This window comes from Neptunomonas sp., assembly GCF_016744175.1.
Classification (GTDB): Bacteria; Pseudomonadota; Gammaproteobacteria; order Pseudomonadales; family Balneatricaceae; genus Neptunomonas.
The window spans coordinates 20,484-40,942 of sequence record NZ_JADGEV010000027.1 but is presented as its reverse complement, the minus strand read 5'-3'; the positions used below and the strand labels follow the sequence as shown (position 1 = coordinate 40,942).

At 43.1% G+C, this 20,459-nt stretch carries 16 protein-coding genes; 4 read left to right on the top strand and 12 right to left on the bottom strand.

Annotation, left to right across the window (positions count from 1 at the left end):
- Positions 1 to 1,423: nitrite reductase large subunit NirB (nirB, locus tag QZZ55_RS12955; protein WP_293267761.1), on the top strand; the 1,423-nt coding region annotated here is incomplete at its 5' end.
- Between the two features lie 10 nt (positions 1,424 to 1,433).
- Entirely contained in the window at positions 1,434 to 1,772 is a 339-nt protein-coding gene (gene nirD, locus QZZ55_RS12950) for a nitrite reductase small subunit NirD (protein WP_293267760.1), read from the top strand.
- A gap of 70 nt (positions 1,773 to 1,842) precedes the next feature.
- Here nirD and QZZ55_RS12945 read toward each other — a convergent pair whose 3' ends face one another.
- The 10 genes from QZZ55_RS12945 to QZZ55_RS12900 all read right to left on the bottom strand — a co-directional run bounded on the left by QZZ55_RS12945 (position 1,843) and on the right by QZZ55_RS12900 (position 12,998).
- Positions 1,843 to 2,745 carry an HD-GYP domain-containing protein gene (locus QZZ55_RS12945; protein ID WP_293267759.1) on the bottom strand — a complete coding sequence of 301 codons (903 nt, stop codon included), beginning with the start codon at positions 2,743 to 2,745 and terminating at the stop codon, positions 1,843 to 1,845.
- Between the two features lie 164 nt (positions 2,746 to 2,909).
- A complete protein-coding gene (locus QZZ55_RS12940; RefSeq protein WP_293267758.1) occupies positions 2,910 to 4,793 on the bottom strand; it encodes a methyl-accepting chemotaxis protein in 1,884 nt (627 codons plus the stop codon).
- A 156-nt stretch (positions 4,794 to 4,949) separates the two neighbouring features.
- Positions 4,950 to 5,543 carry a 2-hydroxychromene-2-carboxylate isomerase gene (locus tag QZZ55_RS12935; RefSeq protein WP_293267757.1) on the bottom strand — a complete coding sequence of 198 codons (594 nt, stop codon included), beginning with the start codon at positions 5,541 to 5,543 and terminating at the stop codon, positions 4,950 to 4,952.
- Positions 5,544 to 5,666: 123 nt separating this feature from the next.
- Positions 5,667 to 6,554 (bottom strand): DMT family transporter, encoded by an 888-nt coding sequence (locus QZZ55_RS12930; RefSeq protein ID WP_293267756.1) that lies wholly within the window; start codon positions 6,552 to 6,554, stop codon positions 5,667 to 5,669.
- Between the two features lie 124 nt (positions 6,555 to 6,678).
- The gene (locus QZZ55_RS12925) at positions 6,679 to 7,860 is read right to left on the bottom strand and encodes a Xaa-Pro peptidase family protein (protein ID WP_293267755.1); all 1,182 of its coding nucleotides are present in this window, start codon (positions 7,858 to 7,860) and stop codon (positions 6,679 to 6,681) included.
- A 46-nt stretch (positions 7,861 to 7,906) separates the two neighbouring features.
- Complete coding sequence (locus QZZ55_RS12920) at positions 7,907 to 9,253, bottom strand: TRAP transporter large permease (RefSeq protein ID WP_293267754.1); 1,347 nt, start codon at positions 9,251 to 9,253, stop codon at positions 7,907 to 7,909.
- Positions 9,254 to 9,278: 25 nt separating this feature from the next.
- Entirely contained in the window at positions 9,279 to 9,794 is a 516-nt protein-coding gene (locus tag QZZ55_RS12915; protein WP_293267753.1) for a TRAP transporter small permease, read from the bottom strand.
- Between the two features lie 117 nt (positions 9,795 to 9,911).
- On the bottom strand, positions 9,912 to 10,946 hold the full coding sequence (gene dctP, locus QZZ55_RS12910) for a TRAP transporter substrate-binding protein DctP (protein WP_293267752.1): 1,035 nt from the start codon (positions 10,944 to 10,946) through the stop codon (positions 9,912 to 9,914).
- Between the two features lie 76 nt (positions 10,947 to 11,022).
- Positions 11,023 to 12,183, bottom strand: coding sequence for a M20 aminoacylase family protein (locus QZZ55_RS12905; RefSeq protein ID WP_293267751.1), 1,161 nt, complete (start codon positions 12,181 to 12,183; stop codon positions 11,023 to 11,025).
- 23 nt (positions 12,184 to 12,206) lie between these two features.
- Positions 12,207 to 12,998, bottom strand: a complete 792-nt coding sequence (locus QZZ55_RS12900) for an aspartate/glutamate racemase family protein (protein WP_293267750.1) — start codon at positions 12,996 to 12,998, stop codon at positions 12,207 to 12,209.
- 243 nt (positions 12,999 to 13,241) lie between these two features.
- Between QZZ55_RS12900 and QZZ55_RS12895 the strand changes: the two genes are divergently transcribed.
- A complete protein-coding gene (locus QZZ55_RS12895; protein ID WP_293267749.1) occupies positions 13,242 to 13,733 on the top strand; it encodes an Lrp/AsnC family transcriptional regulator in 492 nt (163 codons plus the stop codon).
- A 100-nt stretch (positions 13,734 to 13,833) separates the two neighbouring features.
- Here QZZ55_RS12895 and QZZ55_RS12890 read toward each other — a convergent pair whose 3' ends face one another.
- Positions 13,834 to 15,024, bottom strand: a complete 1,191-nt coding sequence (locus QZZ55_RS12890) for a diaminopropionate ammonia-lyase (protein WP_293267748.1) — start codon at positions 15,022 to 15,024, stop codon at positions 13,834 to 13,836.
- Positions 15,025 to 15,664: 640 nt separating this feature from the next.
- Complete coding sequence (locus QZZ55_RS12885; RefSeq protein WP_293267747.1) at positions 15,665 to 16,702, bottom strand: mechanosensitive ion channel domain-containing protein; 1,038 nt, start codon at positions 16,700 to 16,702, stop codon at positions 15,665 to 15,667.
- A 382-nt stretch (positions 16,703 to 17,084) separates the two neighbouring features.
- Here QZZ55_RS12885 and QZZ55_RS12880 point away from each other — a divergent pair, with 382 nt between their 5' ends.
- The gene (locus QZZ55_RS12880) at positions 17,085 to 19,766 is read left to right on the top strand and encodes a nitrate reductase (RefSeq protein WP_293267746.1); all 2,682 of its coding nucleotides are present in this window, start codon (positions 17,085 to 17,087) and stop codon (positions 19,764 to 19,766) included.
- The last annotated feature ends 693 nt before the right edge of the window (positions 19,767 to 20,459 follow it).

Sequence of the window (20,459 nt, the reverse complement as noted above, 5' to 3'; positions counted from 1 at the left end):
TGAGGCCAATGATTATGGAACCTTGCTACAGTATGCGCTCAACGGTATTAAGTTACCTTCCAACCCAGAAACGTTAATCGTGCCTAACTTTGGGGGAGATGACGCTGAAACCGGTTTAGGTGTCAGCGCACTTCCTGACACTGCACATATATGCTCATGTCATGATGTAACAAAAGGGGCCATTTTTTGTTCAATAGAAGGTGGGGCAAAAACCGTGTGCGACGTAAAAGCGGACACTAAAGCGGCATCAGGGTGCGGTGGATGTAACCAGCTATTAACCGACCTTGTTAATTACGAATTAGAGCAACGTGGTGTTGAAGTATGTACTGACATCTGTGAGCACTTCGCTTATACCCGCGAAGACCTATATAACATCATTCGTATTGAAGAGATCAAGACCTTTGATAGCCTACTGAGCACACATGGCCATGGTCATGGCTGTGAGATCTGCAAACCGTTAATCGGCTCTCTATTAGCATCATGCTGGAATGAGTACATTCTTGATACGCCACACGTTGGCCTGCAAGACACTAACGATACTTTTATGGCGAACATGCAAAAAGATGGGACTTATTCGGTTGTTCCTCGTGTTCCCGGTGGTGAAATCACACCCGACCAACTGATTACCATTGGACAAGTTGGTAAAAAATATAACCTCTATGCCAAAGTAACAGGGGGGCAGCGTATTGACTTGTTTGGCGCGCGTCTTGAACAACTCCCTGCTATATGGAAAGAGCTCATTGACGCTGGAATGGAAACCGGACACGCTTACGGAAAGTCCCTTCGTACTGTGAAATCTTGCGTTGGTAGTACTTGGTGTCGTTACGGCGTGGACGATAGTGTCGGTCTCGCTATAGAACTTGAGAATCGTTACAAAGGTTTGCGAGCACCACATAAGTTCAAATTTGGTGTATCAGGTTGTACCCGTGAGTGTGCCGAAGCGCAGAGCAAAGATGTTGGTATTATCGCAACGGAAAAAGGCTGGAACCTCTATCTGTGTGGTAATGGTGGAATGAAGCCGCGCCACGGAGATCTATTTGCTACCGACCTGGATAAAGAGACACTGGTGAAATACATTGATCGCTTTCTAATGTTTTATATTAAAACAGGCAAGCGCCTACAACGTACATCTGTCTGGATGGAAAACCTTGAGGGAGGTTTGGATTACCTAAGAAAAGTAGTTATTGGCGACCACTTAGGTTTGAACGATGCACTTGAAAGCCAAATGAACCATGTGATTGACGCCTACCAATGTGAATGGAAGCGAACTCTCGACGACGAAGACGCATTAAAGCGCTTCCGAACCTTCGTTAACAGCGAAAAAGCTGACAATAATATTGTCTTTATTGAAGATCGCGGTCAAATTCGTCCCGCTAACGAAGTAGAAAAAACAACCGCTGAACCCATCAAAATGATGGTATGAGGAGCAGAAAATGACTACTAAAAATGAATGGTTCGACCTGTGCAGCACCCGTGATTTAGTTGCTAACAGTGGAGTCTGTGCACTATTAAAAAAAGAGCAAGTCGCCCTTTTCTACCTTCCTAGCGAGCAAAAAGTATATGCCGTTGGCCAGTACGACCCCTTTGGTAATGCTAATGTGATGTCACGCGGTATCATTGGCTCAAAACAGGGAAAGCTGTTTGTGGCTTCTCCACTGTATAAACAGCATTTTTTGCTTGAGGATGGACGTTGTTTAGAGGATGACGCGGTTAGCTTACCTGTTTGGGAAACACGAATAATTAACGAGCGAGTGATGATTCATACTGCGTAAACACAACAGACCTCGCCCATCTAGCACTGAAGCATAGATGGGCGAATAGTGAGTACATATAGCAGGGAGATTAACTTCTCAACAACAGCGCACTGGCCGATTCGTGAATAACCCGTGCGATTAAAGCATTATCAACGTCGGGCTCTAGGTCTTTAGCACTGCCAGATCTTTTTGTTGGCGTTGTGACTAGCATTCCACCTTGTTCTTGTACTAGATATTCACCTGTGCAATTTCTGCAATAAATATGCTCACCGGCGGCTTGTTCCTTGCGCAACACCAATGTCGGCCCACACATTAAACACTCATGTAAAGGTATTCCTTCATCGCTGTGCCCCACAATATGATCAAGCTTGCCCGCAGCACCTAGCGCCAAAAAACGCTCACCAAAGGCTCGATCAAACTGTCCGCCGAGATTTTCTTCAATAATAGAAAGTGCTTTTTTTATGGGCATTTCACGACGATATGGCCGGGTGCTTGTCATTGCATCAAAGGCATCACAAATACCCACTATTCGTGCATCTACCGGAATATCATCTCCCGATAAACCATTAGGGTAACCTTTACCGTTGGGCATCTCATGATGAGACCGAATAGCCGCCTCAGCCAACCAAGCCAGAGGATGCCCCGCCAACGTGCGCCAGCCAACTTCAGGGTGAGTTTTAATCACAGCGTATTCTTCTTCAGTAAGTCTGTCGGTCTTATTCAAGATATGATCAGGCACACCAATTTTTCCTAAGTCATGTAAAAAACCACCTAACGCAATACGAGCGATATCTGCGTCAGGTAAACCTGACGCACTCGCTAATAAATGCGAAAAACGAGAGACCCGCCAAAGATGTCCACCCGTATAGGGATCACGCGCCTCAACCATCCACGCCATGACTAATAAACTGCGTAATAAATCTTCCTGAAAGTTCTGTTTCTGCGCAGTACTACTACCAAGAAATCGACTTATATCATTGAATAAGCTCATACATTACCCTGAGAAATGAAAGCAAAATAACCCATAAAATAATGAGCTGCTTTGCAGTATAGATCGACTTCCCAGTTCTGCCAGATTCCAGTGTGTGGCGGGGGGTTACTGCGTCATAAAGAATTGCAGCTCCACATATTCATGCGGAGCTGGCTAAGTTAAACCTATAAAGTAAATTTACTGGTCATCTGCCCCATATCGGCAGCACTGCTCAGCAAACTATCACTCGATACTACGATAGCCTGAGACGCTTCTTTATTGTCTTCAATTACATGTGCGATGCTGTCCATACTTGAAGCCATTTCACTTGTGGTTCTCGCAACCTCAGCTATAGAGTCGTATATATCATTACTCGTGAGAGATGCTTGTCGCGTTTGCTCTTCTATCTGCCTTACTGCAGTTTGAGCATCATCGCTTTGTTTTTTGACATTATCGATACTACTCTGACTTTGCTCCATGGTCGTGATTACATCGTCCGTTTGTTTTTGTATCGCTCTCACTGTTTTCGTTATTTCACCCGTGGCCGATACGGTTCTTTCAGCTAGCGACCTCACTTCATCTGCAACAACAGAGAAGCCTCTTCCGGCATCACCTGCCCGCGCGGCTTCAATAGCAGCATTGAGTGCCAGCAAATTGGTTTGATCGGCTAGCCCGTTAATAATTTCGAGTACACTATCGATCTTCTGAGAGTCTTTTTGCAGCTGAGCTAACTGCTGAGACGACTGCTCAACAATATCAGAGGTGCTGGTCAGTGCTTGCATGGCTAGTTGTATTGTATTACCACCATTAACCGCAGCACCGTGCGCGTTATCTGTTTCACTATTAAGACTCTTGATACTATCAGCCACATGGTTAGCAGTAACGCTGATCTGCTCTGTTGCAGCAGCAAGGGTATTAGATTGATCCGACACTATGCTGTTATTTTCTGCAATAGTTTGCACAGAAGCACTTAATTCTGCTGCTTGTTGATTAAGCATTTTTTGGCTACCAATAACCTGCCCAATCAATGTTCTTAAATCATTAGCTGTCGTGTTCACAGCAGACGATACCTGATCAAACTCATCTTGATGCGTAGCATTTACAGGAATAGTTTGGTTAAGCTCTCCATGAGCAATAGCATGAAGGTGATGAATGATTCGCTTTAATGTTCGGGTTGTTTTCAGGCTAATCATAATCAAAATAAACGTTACTATAATACCAACCCCAATACTCACTAAACCTAAAGTCCACTCCGCTTTGCTAGTCGCTTTTTCCGCTTTTGACTGTGCACTTATTAGTAAGTCAGTCTTTACCAATTTTTGGGTACGTTGGCTGATGTTACTAAACTCAGCTCTAGCATTTAGCATCTGTTGTTGAGTTGTACTCTTAATGGAAGCAGCAGCAGTCACTTGCTTAAGCGACGCTTGATAAGCCTCAATGTCTTTTCCAAAAGCATCGTAGAACTCTGCTTCTTTTATGCTTGTTGCTACCAAATCTATTTGCTTAAACAACTTTGCGGCGGCTGCATCATTAGGGTCAATGAGATACTCTTTCTCTAATTGGCGCGCGATTATAAACAGCTTATGGAATGTGCTGAATGTTGAAAGTTGGCTATTAAGCTTTAATGCAGTTGTCTGCAATGAAAGCATCACACCGGAAGTATTATCGAACCCTAGTTTCTTAATTGACTCTATTTGAGAAACAATAGATGTCTGGTATTTAAGAAATGCACTCTCTGTATTCTGTAATGCTTCTTTTAATCGCGAGGAATCAGTTTGGTTAGCATATTCCTGAAGAATAGGCTGATATTCACTAGCAAGCGCTGCAGCACTCTCTGTAAATCCTTTAACATTTTTATCACTGAGTCGAGCTAAATTATTCTCGGTTGTAATCATATCCAACTGCACACTGGATAATGTATCGCTAACTGAAGTCAGTTGTGACACACGTGAGGCTGCGCTATTGAGCGTGTATAGCGTATTAAATGCAACAACACTTATACAGATAATCCCGACAAGCGTAATAAGTATCAACGCTATCAGTTTTTGCTTAAAGGAGAGTTTGGGCATAACGTACTCAATTATTATTTTAATTTTGACTTAAAGAAAATTGGTCATACCAATTTGCCATGAGATTCAATTAAACTTTAGCTTTAGTTCTCGTTGAAAGCAATTTACTCGGCTGTTGTTTTTTAAAAGTCCCTTTTTAAGGGTCTCTTTAGACGGTTAAGCCAACGCCTTCTCAAGAAATGCTAACCTGTCTTGTCCCCAAAAAATCTCAGATTCAACAACAAACGATGGCACTCCAAATACACCTTGGGAAATAGCGTCCTCCGTATTCTCACTCAATAATTGAGAATACCCCTCTGCCTCTTTCGCTTTATTCAGGAGTGATACTGGTAAATGTAGCGCAGCCAATACATCCCTTATGACTTGCTCATCTGCCAAGTTCAGGTTATCTCTCCACAGCGCAGCCCCCAATGCAATTACAAGCTTAAGGGCATCGTGTTTACCTTCAATAGCAGCAAGCACGGTATGTACGGCAAGATTTTCATCAACAGGGAAAAATGTTGGTTCAAGATGAATAGGCAAGGCTAGCTCCCGACTCCAACGCTGTAACTCTATCAATCGATAAGCTTGGCGCTGCTCAGAACGTTGCTTTAAAGGTTGGCCACCCGTGCGAGGAAATAGCTCCTTAAGCACTACCGGCTTTAAGTCTATTGAAGCATCCTGTTCTTTAGCTATTTCAGCTAGGCGAGCACCCGAAAAATAACTCCAAGGAGAATTTAAAACGAAGTAATACTGTATTTTTTTAATCATTTTTTAGACTCATAAACAGGTAAGTTAATCTGATAGTAGTTCTTCTATAAAAGGATATATACGCCTTAGAGTTATAAAGAGTTTAAAAGATGTGTTGATAATTAAACCAAAAAATACAATTACCTAAGGCTTAAACGCGCCTGACCTCTTAAGCATCTGATAGCTATAAAGTAACAAAGCAAAAACAACAACAGCACTGCCAACCATTGTAGTGATGCTAGGTGCTTCATCTAACACTAGCCACACCCAAACAGGCGCGAAGATTGATTCCAATAATAAAAACAAGCTCACTTTCGTTGCACTGATATAGCGCGGCGCAATTTGTAGCAGTACAAAACCAATGGGCATAGCAATCGCTGCTGACAAAAACATAGCTCCCAGCTCACCAGGGCGTGCCTGTATTACTCCTGTTTCTAACCAACCAAAAATGAAAACGAACACCCCACCAAATATAAGACCAGGCGATATATCACGAGGCGCATAGCGGCGCGCCCAATTAAAATTAATGGCCATAAAAGCCGCACACCCAACGGCCATAAGGTTGCCAAATAAGCTGTTTTGTCCTCCTTCATCACTGACGATAATAGCCATACCAATCATGGTTACAACAATCGTTAAACCGACACTAAGACTTAACCGTTCTCGCAACCAAAACCACCCTATCAGCGCAGCAAATATGGGCGCAGTGCTGATAATCATCATGGCGGCAGCCGCACTTGTTTGCAGTAATGCCTGCGTATAAAAATAAGTATTGAGCGCAAAAAACAAACCACAAAACACTCCCGGCCAACCAGCCAGCCTTATAGCTGAGAATACCTTTGAGCGACGACGCATTAGCACTATGAGAGAAAAACCTAACGTAAAAAAAACACCACGCCATAATAATACTTCAGCATGTTCAATGCTGATCCAACGTAAAACCACAGCGTCGGGAGTTAACAAAAGCGCTCCGACTAAGCTGTACAACATGCCAGTCGAGCGGCCACTAGCCCCCTCTTGGTTTGTGCTCATAGGAAACCTTGCAGAATATAAGCGGTTGATGTTTTCAAAAGGCCTACCATTGAGCATGACTAAAAATGGCTCTGTTTATGCAAAGCCATTGTTAGGTGCAGGCAGTTAAGAATAGACAGTATTGTTAGCGATTTATGACAGGAAGCGTTGACCATGCGCGTTTATGCAGCATTTCACAGCCATTATCAGTAATCAGAATATTTTCTTCATGAACCATCATTTTCCCAGCAGCAAATGTCATTCCAGGCTCTAGTGTCATTATCATCCCCGCCTGTAAAATCACATTGCCACCCTCCACATTTGATGGCCATTCTGTTAACTGCATACCCAGACCATGCCCCATACGGCCGACATCATTGCCTAATGCACCGGCATTTTCCAAAACTGACCACATGGCTTGCCATACATCCCCTGTAGTGCGCCCTGGAGCTGCAATATTCAAACCGGCTTCAGTAGAAGCATACACAGCCTCATACGCATCATGGGTTGCTCGATCAACGTCACCAAAAGCAAAATTACGATCATAATCACTAAAATAGCCGTCAAAGTTTGCGCCCGTATCAATGATCAAAACATCACCTTGAATAAGCTTACGATCTGTTGGCCCCATAATGATGTTGTCGTACCCCCCCTGTCCCGATGCTGAGATCAAATACGGACATGAATCAGCACCTAAGCGCAGCATTTCCAAATGCATGGCTTTGCAGGCTTCGCGCTCAGTCATACCTGCATTTAAGTTGTGTAGCAGATAATCAAAACCCGCAGCCGTCACATCACAGGCAAAACGTAGCTTGTCTATTTCAGCGGCAGATTTAACACTACGCAGGTCTCGTATTATCTCACTCACATCCACCATTTGGTGTGAACTCAAGTGCTCTAGCAAAGTCTGGTAGTTAGCTGCAGGCATACGTAAATGTGTTTCAGGGCCCAGCATCGCACCAACGTTATGCGATCCATTAGCAACACTTTTTATGGTATCAGCAAGCAGGCTTATTCCATCATCCATCGGCCTTGGAGATGGCCAACTGCGAACATCATCGACCCAAGTTTGTTCAAAGCCAGCCACACCAATTTCTGGTACGACGGCAATCGGCTTCCCTTTGGCAGGAACAACCAAAAACCAAGGTCGCGTCGGGCTTTCCCAAAACTGCGATTTAAAGCCACTGAAGTAGCGAAACTCAGGCTCAGTTGTAAAAAAGACAGCATCTATTTGTTGTGCTGCCATACGGCTTTGCAGTATCTCAGTGCGTATTTCAAATTCGCTATGCTCAAAGCCACGCGATGGAGCAGTCAGTATATTTGTCATAGAGTTACTCAACTTTTATTTTTATTTGCATTGTCGTGCGGCCTGTTTAGTTCCCAAATGCCAAATCACGCAAGAGCAGAGATATACTCGGGAAAAAGATCAACAATGCAGACATAAAGAATAGAATCAGAATAAACGGCAAAGTACCGCTTATCACTTCCAGATACGGTTTATTAAAAATAGCTATCGCAGTAAAAATATCGCAACCAAACGGTGGCGTTGCCGAACCAATAGCCATCTGTAATGTAATCATCACGCCGACAAGTACAGGGTCAAGTCCAACAGCCGCAACAATAGGTACAAATATTGGCGTTAAAATAACCAATACCACCAGTGAATCAACAAACATGCACCCTACAAAGAAGCTCAAAGCAATAACAAACAGAATGTATTCTTGAGATGCACCTTCAAGATTCAGCGGTGCTAATAAGTCCTGCGGAATCTGTTCAAACGAGATATACCAAGAAAACGCCTGCCCCATCCCCACAAGAATAAACACCACGGCGGTAATTAACCCCGTACTGAGTGCTGCATCAACAATATCTTTGTATTTCAGCTCTCTATAGATAATGCACTCAACAATAATGGCGTAGAGCACTGAAAAAGATGCTGCTTCAGTTGGCGTAACGGCTCCAGAATAAATTCCACCTACAATCAAGGCAGGAAACCCCAGAGGCAGCAGTGCTTTTTTAATGGCCAGCAGCTTTTGTTTGTTGGATGTTTTTTCAACCAACGCAATGCTGTCTCCTTGGTAAACGCTATACACATAGCAATACACAGAAAACATAATGGCCAATAATATTCCAGGACCAATCCCTGCAATAAACAGCTCACCCACACTGGTGTTTGCCAATGTTCCGTAGAGGATCAAACCAATACTTGGAGGGATCAAAAAGGCTATATCACTCGCATTAATGATGAGCGCCATGACAAAGCTATCTTTATACCCTGCCTGCAATAACTTAGGCCGCATGATCTGCCCAACAGAAACTACCGTCGCTTGAGTAGAGCCTGATACAGAACCAAATAAAGTACAGCTAATACACGCCGTAATAGGTAAGCCTCCGCGAAGGTGCCCCACAAATGCCTCAATCAAACCAAGAAGATTATGCGCGGTATGGCCGCGCGTCATAATATCGGCGGCCAAAATAAACATCGGCACAGCAATCAATGCATTGGGCGAGATCCCAGTGACCATTTGCTGAATAATCACGCCGGTATCTATTCCTGAAAAATGTACTAACCCTAGCAATGCACCAACAGCTAAAGGCACAACCATAGGAAAACTAAGGAACAATAAAACAATCATTGTTACGACGAGCGCGAAAGTAATCACGTAAGTATCGAGCTCACCCGCTACAACATCTGATAAAAACTCAAAAAATGAACTCATAATATTTCACCCACAACACTATCGATTATCTATCAATTACTTCAAACGATAAGTAGATCTCTTTATGGGTAATGTTCATAAAGAAAGTAATCAGATACTGGATACCCGCCACAAATAACCCCACGGGGATAATGGCGTAAATGATATATACCGGAAACTGCAAAGCTGGACTTAATCGATTAAGGTCTTTTAATTCAATGACGTAAAATACCGCTTTATAAGACAAATAAAGCATTAGTACGCCGGTAATCATCGCTATCAAAATCGATACTGTTTTCTTCGCGGTATATCCCAAAGAGTCATACACAGCAGTCATTCGGATATTACGGCCTTTGCGCACGGCATAGGCGAAGCCGATAAAGGTGATTGCCACGATCAAAAACTGATTTAACTCTTCTGAGAAAAATAGGCTCTTACCGAAAACATATCGCCCGATGGCATTGGCAGTTGAATTAGCCATCATGAGTAGAATCGAGGAGATAACAACAAACTTTTCTATCCACTCAGTAACGTTGCTAATCTGGAGGAATATCTTTTTCATAAGAACACACCTTACAAGCAGTACAACCCACTTGTAGCTAACTGACACATTAATGAATCAATTAGCGTGAGGCTTATCTAATTGATAAGCTCCACGCTACCTGATAATCATCCAGGATTAAGATGCGTCCTTAACTTCTTGGATCAAGTTGCCAAGAATCTTTTGTGCTCCCTTACGTGCAGCGGCTTTTTCTGCGTTATCGTAAGCATTTTCTACTACGTCATAGTAAGTTTCATGCAAAGACAGGCTTAGCTCTTTAAAGCGTGCGCGCTCCTCAGCAGTCAAGGTCACGATCTGCATATTAGGGCGTTCAGCCATGATTTTATCCATGTTTTCTGAGTTGATACGTAGTTGATAATCATGTGCCGCTTGCTCAGCAACAGTAATCGCTTTACTTACCATCGCTTGCTTCTCAGATGACAATTCCTTAAACCATTTACTATTAGTAGATACGGTACCTACATAAGGCTGCTGCCCAGGGAACATCAGATAGTCTTGAACTTCATGCCACTTAGCGTTGTATACAAAGTAGATTGGGTTAACCATGCCGTTAATCGTTTTTAACTGAAGTGCGCCATACACTTCCCCCCAAGACAAAGGTGTTGGTGTTGCACCAAAAGCTTTGTACGTTTCTACTGGGATAGTTGAAGTGAAGGTCCTTATTTTTTGCCCTGAAAAATCTTCAGGTGTACGGATAGCTTTGTTTGCTCCCCATGCCATTTCGCCTTCTGAAATCATAGTAAGTAGCTTAAGGTTTACACTTTCAAAACGATCAGCCAAATCATTATAAATAGTCTTGCTGCCTGTCAGCACTTTACGTACAACATCAGTCTCAGTGCCTAATACGTAAGGAACACTGAGTGCTTGAACTTCCGGTACGTAAGAGCCCAAATGTCCGGTTCCAACTGAAACAAACTGTATGGTTCCTTTTGCCGCAAGTTCGACAATATCGTTCTCAGTACCTAACTGGCCGTAGTAATAAACCTTAACGCGAATATCCCCGCCCGATTCTTTTTTGATAGTTTCAGCAAAAGATTGCGCAAAAATATCCTGTACATCCTTTTTGTCTTCTTCAGAGGCAAACTTCCATGTTTCGGCGCTTACGCCAAAGCTGATACCTAGAGCTAATACAGTGGTTAATAGTGTTTTCATGGGTCTTCCTCAAATTTTATTTTTAGAATTAAGGTTATTTTTTAGATTGTAGTTAAGGTTAATTTTCGGTTTAAGGTTATTTCAATTGATCACAGACTAGCTGCACCCAATAATGCGCTCCATGCTCAAGAATACGGTCGTTAAAATCGTATTCAGGATTATGCAAAGCACAGCCACCAACAGACTCCACGCCATTGCCCATAAGGGCATAACAGCCAGGCTTGACGCGCAACATGCTGGAAAAATCTTCTGATATAGTGAGAGGTAAACAGTTTGTTTCGACATTACTTTCACCCAACACGGCGATAGCCGCACAGATGGCATGCTCTGTCTGTAACGGATTATTTACCGTGGGGTAAAATGTGTTCGTAAACGTGAAGTTGTATTGAGCACCGGCTGCCTGGCAAATACCGGCAACGATCCGCTCCATACACTGTTCTATCTTCGCTAAACTGTCTTCAGTAAAGCAGCGACAATCGCCTTTAATCGTCACCTGAGAAGGTATAACGTTCACCGTTCCATTAGTGACAAACTCTGTTGCTGAGACTACTGCGGTTTCTTCAATGGCACTGAGGTTACGAGATACAATAGTTTGCAGACCCAAGATAACTTGCGATCCGACAACAATTGGGTCAATGCCCCGGTGCGGCATAGCAGCATGACCACCAACGCCATTAATAACAATTTCAAAACTGCTTTCACTGGCCATTAAAGAGCCTGGACGAACCATAAACTGCCCTTCAGGTAAGCCCGGCATATTGTGCAGCCCGTATATAGAGTCAATACGAAAGCGCTCAAATAAGCCGTCATCAATCATCGCCTGCGCGCCCTGCCCGTGCTCTTCATCTGGTTGAAAAATAAAGTGCACCGTACCATCAAAACTTTTTGTCTTCGCCAAATAACAAGCCGCGCCCAGCAACATCGCGGAATGCCCATCATGGCCACACGCATGCATTTTCCCATCATGTCGGGAGCGATGTTCAAAGCTATTGCCTTCCTGAATAAAAAGCGCATCCATATCAGCCCGCAAACCAATACTTGCGTCACCATTCCCACACCGTAATACACCAACAATGCCTTGCTGCCCGATATGACGCGTTACTTCTATACCAAAGCTTTCTAGTTTTTCGGCTATAAAATCAGCGGTCAATGGCAAATCAAATCCACACTCAGGGAAACGATGCATGTGACGACGCCACTCTGTCATCTGGGTAATCAATTGCGGGGTTATGATCATGGATCAATCTCCAATAATACTAATTAAACAAGTTCACCGGATACGATATCAGTCGTCAGATGCTCGCGTAGCAATGCACCAAATCCATTGACCGAAACGGGATATTTCACTAACGAAAGGCTGTGCCATGCCAATGCTTGGTTACTACTAACAACAGGAATACCTAGGCTCTGCTCAATATCTTCAAGTACCAAGGATGCCCGTAATGCAGTGCAGGAGATAAACATTAACTCTGCATTTGAGTCACAGCAGGCAATGGCGGCATCAGTAATATCTTGCGGCGTGAGGTAGGTCATCGCGGTGTCGTCTTCAAATCCAAAACCCGCAATGCTCAGGACTTCGTAACCCTGTGAAATGAAGAACTGGGCAACTTCTTGATTAACAGTCTCGGTATAGGGCGTAAGAATTGAGATCCGTTTTGCACCAAAGCATTCGAATGCAGAAAGTGCAGCGGTCACCGGATTAGTCACAGGGACACCAGGGCGCACCTCATTAATCAGCTGAGTTACACGCTCAACACCAATAGCAATCGTACCGGAGGTACAGGCATAGATAATGGCATCCAACTCGACACCTGGCAGAATAGTATCCGCTGTCATGCTAATACCCGGTGCCATCGTGCGTAAATTCTCAATAGTCAGTGGGTTTACATTCTTTACACGACTGGTAAAAAACTGCACATCACTTGGAAAGATGCGGTGTAGATCTGCTTCAATATTAAAATCTGTTGCTAAAGAGATAACGCCAATACGACCCGCTGGAGCGAGATGCTCCAAAGGTTGATTGTGCTGAACCGTAGTCAGTTTCATCATCATATTCCTTTGCACATGACTATAGCCATGTGCTGTTTTTATTGTTCGATGGTGAATAAGTTATGAGTTAATGTTACGGCGTTGATCTGCGGATATTCGTGTAATAACGATCACTTGCTGATGATTAACCGCAAAAAAATTGAAAATATGCATAAATTCATCACAACTTCTAAACAGCATCCATTTCTTTACAGAAGAGCCTTATAACCTTAGGATCATGTGGCAAGATAGAGAAAAGGGCCCATTATGAATAATTCTCAAACAACAAGCATTGACGGTTTTGATCGGAAAATTCTTGCGATAATTCAGTGCTCAAATAGAACTACCTCAGACCAAATAGCCGAGCAGGTAGGCTTATCTCCTGCCGCCGTGCAACGTCGAATTAAACGTATGCGCGAACAAAACATTATTCAGGCAGACATTGCCGTCGTTAACCCTAAACTGACGGGCCGGCCAGTCACTTTGTTAGTACAGGTAACACTTGAGCGTGAGCGTGCAGATCTAATTGATACCTTCAAAAAAGAGATGAAGGCAAATCCTGCTGTTCAGCAATGCTATTACGTAACAGGTAGCGCCGACTTCATTTTGGTGGTGACTGCAACAGATATGGAAGATTACGAAGCCTTCACTCGCGAGGTGTTTTTCGATAACCGCAACATTCGTAATTTCTTAACCAATGTTGTGATGGACTCCGTTAAAGTGGGACTTTCAGTACCCGTTATTTTAGAAGAGAGTTAAACACCGCTAACGATGATATTTTCTAATCACTTTTTCATAAATATTAGGCATAAAAAAGCCTCGTCGTTACGAGGCTTGGTATAAAGCATGCAGCAACTATTTAGCCAACCAGTTGCTTATAGAGTTCAGGATCTGTAGCGCCTTCGGTACCTATAACAAGCACTTTACTTTGAGCATTCAAATTTAGAGCACTCGAAAACTCAACTTGCTGGGCTCCGATAACCACTGCAGCCAAACCAGGTACCGCTGACTCACCTGCCTCAATTGCAGGGTCACTTTTATAACCTGTCGCCAGCATTCGCATTGTTTCAGCAACGGCTTCTTCACTTAGGGTCATAAAGTCATCAGCACCATTAGATAGAATCTCCCATGCAAGCGCAGATACTTCTCCACACGCCAAGCCTGCCATTAAGGTATTCAAGTCACCATCAACGACTACCGGCTTACCTGCTTTAGCACTAAGCTGCAGGCAGTTTGCCTCAACAGGTTCAACAACAACAAAACGCGGACGTCGCTCTCCCCAAAGATCCCAGAAATAACCCGCTACCGCTGAAGCCAAACCACCCACACCGCCTTGAATGAACACGTGAGTTGGGATTTCACCTTCTAGCTGCTCAACAATTTCAGCCAGCATGACGGTATAACCTAAAGCAACATCTTTAGGCACTTCCATGTAACCCTCATAGCTAGTATCAGAAACAATGATACGCCCATTCGCTTTAGCATCTAGGTCTGCTTGACGTACGGATTCATCATAGTTACCCGTGATACGAATCACTTCAGCATCAAATGCTTGCATGGCTTGTTTACGGCCTTCAGACACATCTCGATGAATATAAATAACACAGCCACAACCAAACATTTGCGCGCCCCAAGCAACAGAACGACCATGATTACCATCGGTTGCACAGCTTACTACTATCTCAGATAAGGCGTCTTTTAGTTGTCCATCTAATAATTCAGCAATGCTTGGACGCTTACCCAGCTGAGCTTGTAAAACATTTTGCAACTGGCAAGCCACAGCATATGCGCCGCCTAATGCTTTAAAGCTTTTTAAACCAAAACGTTGCGACTCATCTTTATACCAAAGCGCACCCAAACCCGCATCTTTTGCCATGGCTGCTAATGAATGCAAAGGGGTTTCGGAGTACGCCGGCCACGTTTTGATATCTGAAATCGCATTAGCCGCTTTGGCAATACTGATCACATCTCGCTGTGCATCAGAATATACATTTTTACTGTTAGCTACAGGGTTTGAAAAATGGGTCAGAGTCCCGTTCAGTTTTAACATAATCATCAATGCCTTTGGTTATCATGGAGCTTTCTTTGTAGCTACTTAATCAGGATAACAAACCCCACGTTAGCAACACTACAAAAGACAAATCACCATTCATCTTATTTTAATTTCTGTCTATGCCAGATCAGAAGTCCCCACAGCCTCCTTCGGAATTATTAGTCCTTATTGAGAGGTTATGACTATAAGAATTGTATGAAATGACTCTGCGGGGATTCCTTTTTAACCATAACAATGGCAAGGAATTTCATTGGAATACGCAAAAAAATGACTATTATCCTCACTCAAGCTTATGGCTGCCTTTATTGATACATGGCAGTGCATCAATCACAATAAAATAGACAAACCAATATTCACGAATGAATACAGTTAAATGAGAACATAAAAAAAGGGTAACCCGAAGGTTACCCTGTAAATGACAAGAACCGTGTTCCTTTGTGGCCTGCACCAACAAAGGAAGATGAAGCAAATCAGAGGTGGGACCTGACTTAACTCGTTAAGCAAAACCATATTAACGCAAATGATAATCAGAATCAATAGCGTTATCTTTTTATTTTATGCATGCCCACTTCGCGAGTACCACCAAGCCAAAAATCATGTCCGAATCAACGATCCACTTCAGTTTTCTAATCAAGTGTTACTCTTGTTTTGCCTTCTTTCTTTGCTCGCTAACGTTCTCAAGCTGTTGTCGTATTTGTTCTATATGGAGCTCAATTTTAGCTTTTTCATCACCACTAGACGCATTCAATTGATCACCTAAAACTTGAAGTTCCTTTTTTAAGCGATCTTGGGCCGCTTCTTGCTGCTCTGCTTTTTCAGCTTTATCGAACACGATTTCTTCAGGCGTTGTAGAAGCTTTTACAGACTCCCTAATCCCAGCACCCGGTACTATTTTTAAATGATCATCCAAACGTCGTTGATTAACAAAGGTAGGGGATATTATCTCTACAGCACCATCATGCAATGCATCCAACATTGCTCGATGTAATTGAGAGCGGGTCGTTAGCATGCTTTTTACATCGACTAATAACCCACTCACCCGGTAGGTGACGGCATCATTACCTAGCTCAATTACCTGAACAAAAGGATCCTTTAGATCTGTCGCTTTTGCTGCCAAGATCAACAATGACTCAATCCGCGAATAGTGGATGTCATAGCCCAAGGTTAAAGTACTCGAAATAATCGCACCCGACTTACTAATAACTTCTACCGGACGAGACACAAGGTATAGATTAGGCAAGGTAATAAGCGCACGATGCTCGCTCTGAATTTCAGTATCAAATAAGCCACGCTCAGATACGCGCCCAAAGTAATCTTCTACCCGTATAAAATCACCGGTTTTAAATGGTCTATTCATACGTAACATAATCCCTGCCATAAAGTTGGCTACAAAGGTTGTCGATGAGAATGCAACAATCCCTGATAGCAATACACCAACAAGCGTTATAACTTGGTTACGCGCGGTATCACTCACGGGCAGCGCAAAAGTAATCACGACAAAACCAATAAGTGTTAGCGCAAGCAAAGTGAGCTGCCTTGGAAGTTTTTTCTCATTACCTAATTCAGGGTGGCGTCCCAACAAAGCCCAATTCGCTGTTAATAGCAACGCAATCACCACCACACTGATCGCCAGTGACGGCGCTAAATAAGTAACCTTATCAATCAAACTATCCATAAAAACCTCTACGTATCCTGCTATACAGTTCCGCTTATTGTTAGCAAAGCTCATTCACTAAAATCTATCCGTATTACAACATGTTACGTACCACAAAGGTGCAATTTCCATTTTGGTGCACCATCAAGAACATCTTTTACTAGAGAAATATATTAATTTTCTCCACAAATATAAGAAAAGTTATTTTATAACAATGAGATACAGAGCATAGCAGCAATGAATTATTCCTTGGCATCAATCATGCATTACCTATTTGGTAAGCATTACTTAGTTAGACATGTACGTGAGTTACGTACAAATATTTGTTCTCAGTATTGAGAAATGTTGACAATGGCGCTGATTCAGGATTGCTCCTGTTTGGCGCCTTTTTTTGGGAAAAAAGATGACCACAACAGAGACTATTAAAACGACTTGCCCATATTGTGGCGTTGGTTGCGGTATAGATGCCAAAGTTCAGCTGGGAAACTTGATAGCTGTGAGTGGCTCGACAGAACACCCAGCCAACCAAGGTAAGCTCTGCGTTAAAGGCTCGGCTTTAGATGAAACCGTTAGCCACCAAGGACGAATGCTTTCAGCTAAAATTGCAGGTAAAACTGTCGATCCAGAAACTGCTTATTCTCATGTTGCTCAAAAGCTATCTGATATTATCGAAAAACACGGCCCTGATGCTGTGGCTATGTACGTCTCTGGACAGATCCTAACTGAAGATTACTATGTCGCCAATAAACTCATGAAAGGTTTTATCGGCACCGCCAATATCGATACGAATTCCCGTTTATGCATGTCCTCCGCTGTATCAGCGCATAAACGAGCTTTTGGTAGTGACACTGTTCCGGGTTGTTATGAAGACCTTGATTTAGCGGATGTCGTCATTCTAACAGGCTCTAATCTAGCCTGGGCACACCCTATTGTTTATCAACGTTTAGCCAAAGCCAAAGTTGAACGCCCTGACATGAAGATTGTTGTCATTGATCCGCGTAAAACAGCCAGCTGTGATATTGCTGATCTGCATTTGCCATTAAAGCCGGGTAGCGATGGTTTTCTATTCAATGGTTTAACACACCATCTAATAGCCAATAAAAAACTAGACCAAACATTTATTGATCAGCATTGTGAGGGGTTTGACAGCTTATCTCATAATGTTAGAAATCAGACTCTTGAGCAAACTGCACTTGATTGTGATGTATCAGAAACAGCGCTGAAAATGCTCTATCACTGGTTTGGCGATAATGAACGTGTCGTTACTCTTTTTTCACAAGGAATTAACCAATCATCCAGTGGTGTTGATAAAGGTAATGCCATTATCAATTGCCACCTAATCACAGGGAAAATTGGTAAACAAGGTGCTGCTCCCTTTTCTATAACAGGCCAACCCAATGCAATGGGTGGACGTGAAGTCGGCGGTTTAGCCAATCAACTCGCTGCACATATGGAACTTACGAACCCGAATAGTCTTGATGCCGTTCAGCGGTTTTGGGACACACCTAATAGAGTGAAAACAGAAGGTTTTAAAGCAGTAGACATGTTTGATGCTGTGAAAACTGGACACATAAAAGCGATATGGATAATAGCAACAAACCCTGTTGTTTCTATGCCGGATGCCAACAAAATCAAGCAAACACTCGCTCATTGTGATTTAGTCATCGTATCTGATTCAAGCGACTCGACCGATACACTACAATTTGCAGATGTGTGCTTGCCGGCAACCACCTGGGGGGAGAAAGACGGAACAACAACGAATTCGGAACGACGCATTTCGAGGCAGCGGCGTTTTCTATGTCCTCCTGCTAAAGCGCAAGATGACTGGAAAATCATCTGTGAAGTGGCAAAGCGGATGGGCTTTAAAGATGCCTTCAATTTTGCATCTAGCGCCGAGATATTTCGTGAACATGCAGCACTTTCTGGTTTTGAAAACAAAAGTGTTAACGGCGCTACCGGTGGCAGTGAACGTGACTTTGATATTTCTGGGCTTGCAGATATCAGTGATCTGGAATACCAAAACCTTGAGCCGATTCAGTGGCCTGTTAATAGAGCCTATCCTCAAGGCAGAAAACGCTTCTTTGATGATGGGCACTTCTATACCCCGTCTAACAAAGCAAACCTTATTTCTATCACGCCACGCTTACCTACCTATGCTGCAAACGGTGACCGGTTAATCCTTAATACAGGCCGCATCAGAGATCAGTGGCATACCATGACACGTACTGGGAAAGCACACCGCTTATTGGAGCATATTGCAACGCCACAGATTGAAATTCATCCTGACACGGCAGCCAAGCTGGTGATCAAAAATAACTCTCTTGTCTCTCTACAAGACCGGGGAATTAAGTATATTGCACGCGCGAGTATCAGCGACTCACAACGTAAGGATTCCGTTTTTGTGCCGATGCACTGGAGTGACGCATTCGCCAGCCATGCAAGGGCAAATAGCTTAGTTCGCCCCATTCAAGATACGCTTTCTGGACAACCTGAATTTAAGCACAGCCCTGTGACTATCACACCGCTAACGCCTCATTGGCAGGGTGTATTACTGACCACTTCTGACTTTGTGCCTGATGAAAAAATGGAGTGGTTTAAAACTCCATTAGCCAACTGCACGTTGTGGGAGCTGATTGATCTTAAAAAGTCGCCTTCATTAAAATGGCTAACCACTGCATACCCAAAAGTTGATCAATGGGTACACTTAACAGACTCAGAACAGAGATATTTAAGTGCTGCTGGTTTTATCAATAACCGACTACACGTAGTTTTGCTTAGCGGACCAGAACTACCCGAGTACGATAAAGCGTGGTTAGCAAATCAAGTTGGAACGGAGTTCTCAACTGTTCAAGACCGGTTACGGCTACTTTCGGGGTTTCCTTGCGACCCCTCATTACAAACAGGAAAAACGATTTGCGCTTGTTATCAAGTAGGCGAAAAAACCATTATCAATGCTTTACAAAACGGTAAAGCAAGCTGTATTGAAAGCTTAGGCACTACTCTAAAGTGCGGTAGTAATTGTGGTTCATGTATCCCTGAGTTAAGAACACTAGTAGATGACCATAGCCTTGAGTGTATAAGCTAATAAGTTGAAGCAGGTAGTTCGCCTCATCACCCCTTATTATTCTCGAATTAATAGCAAAAGGCTTCTTCGAGCACGATATAATTTTGTAATGTGGCTGCTCTCTGTGTAGATCTCATCTTACTAAGCAGAGAAGAGTGAATGATTATCGAATGGCTGGATACTTGTTCATGTTCTCCTTAACTGAGAGGTCGTTCGAAAACCAAGAACTACGGTACTAATCAAACAACTTCAACGCCTTGTCCATTTATATGTTTTGTTAGAGTCTTATCTATATTTCAAAATTAATCTTCAGATCCGGTAACAAAATACCGTCTAAACTGGCACGCCACACTTGTCCTGAACTTATGGAAAATGCTGACGTTAATGTTCCCGTTGTAATAACCTCATCTTTTAAAAGCCTATTGTCCACAGCTGCAGACGGCTTGATTTAAAACAACTGTCGCCGCCATACCATCGGCAGACTGCATCTGAGTAATTGATATTTTTGCATTCATTATATTTATGAGTGCACGTAAAGGCATTAATGGTCTGGCAGTTAGAGCAATTACCTTCCTGCGTTTAATCTAAGGGCCTCTAGATAGTTTTTGTATATGCTTATTTTCTCTAAAATGCTTTGCCTTGGATCCACATAAAAAGTTCTGGCTGGGTCTATAGCTGTTTGAACTAAGGCTATACATTCATTGGCAAGCTGGT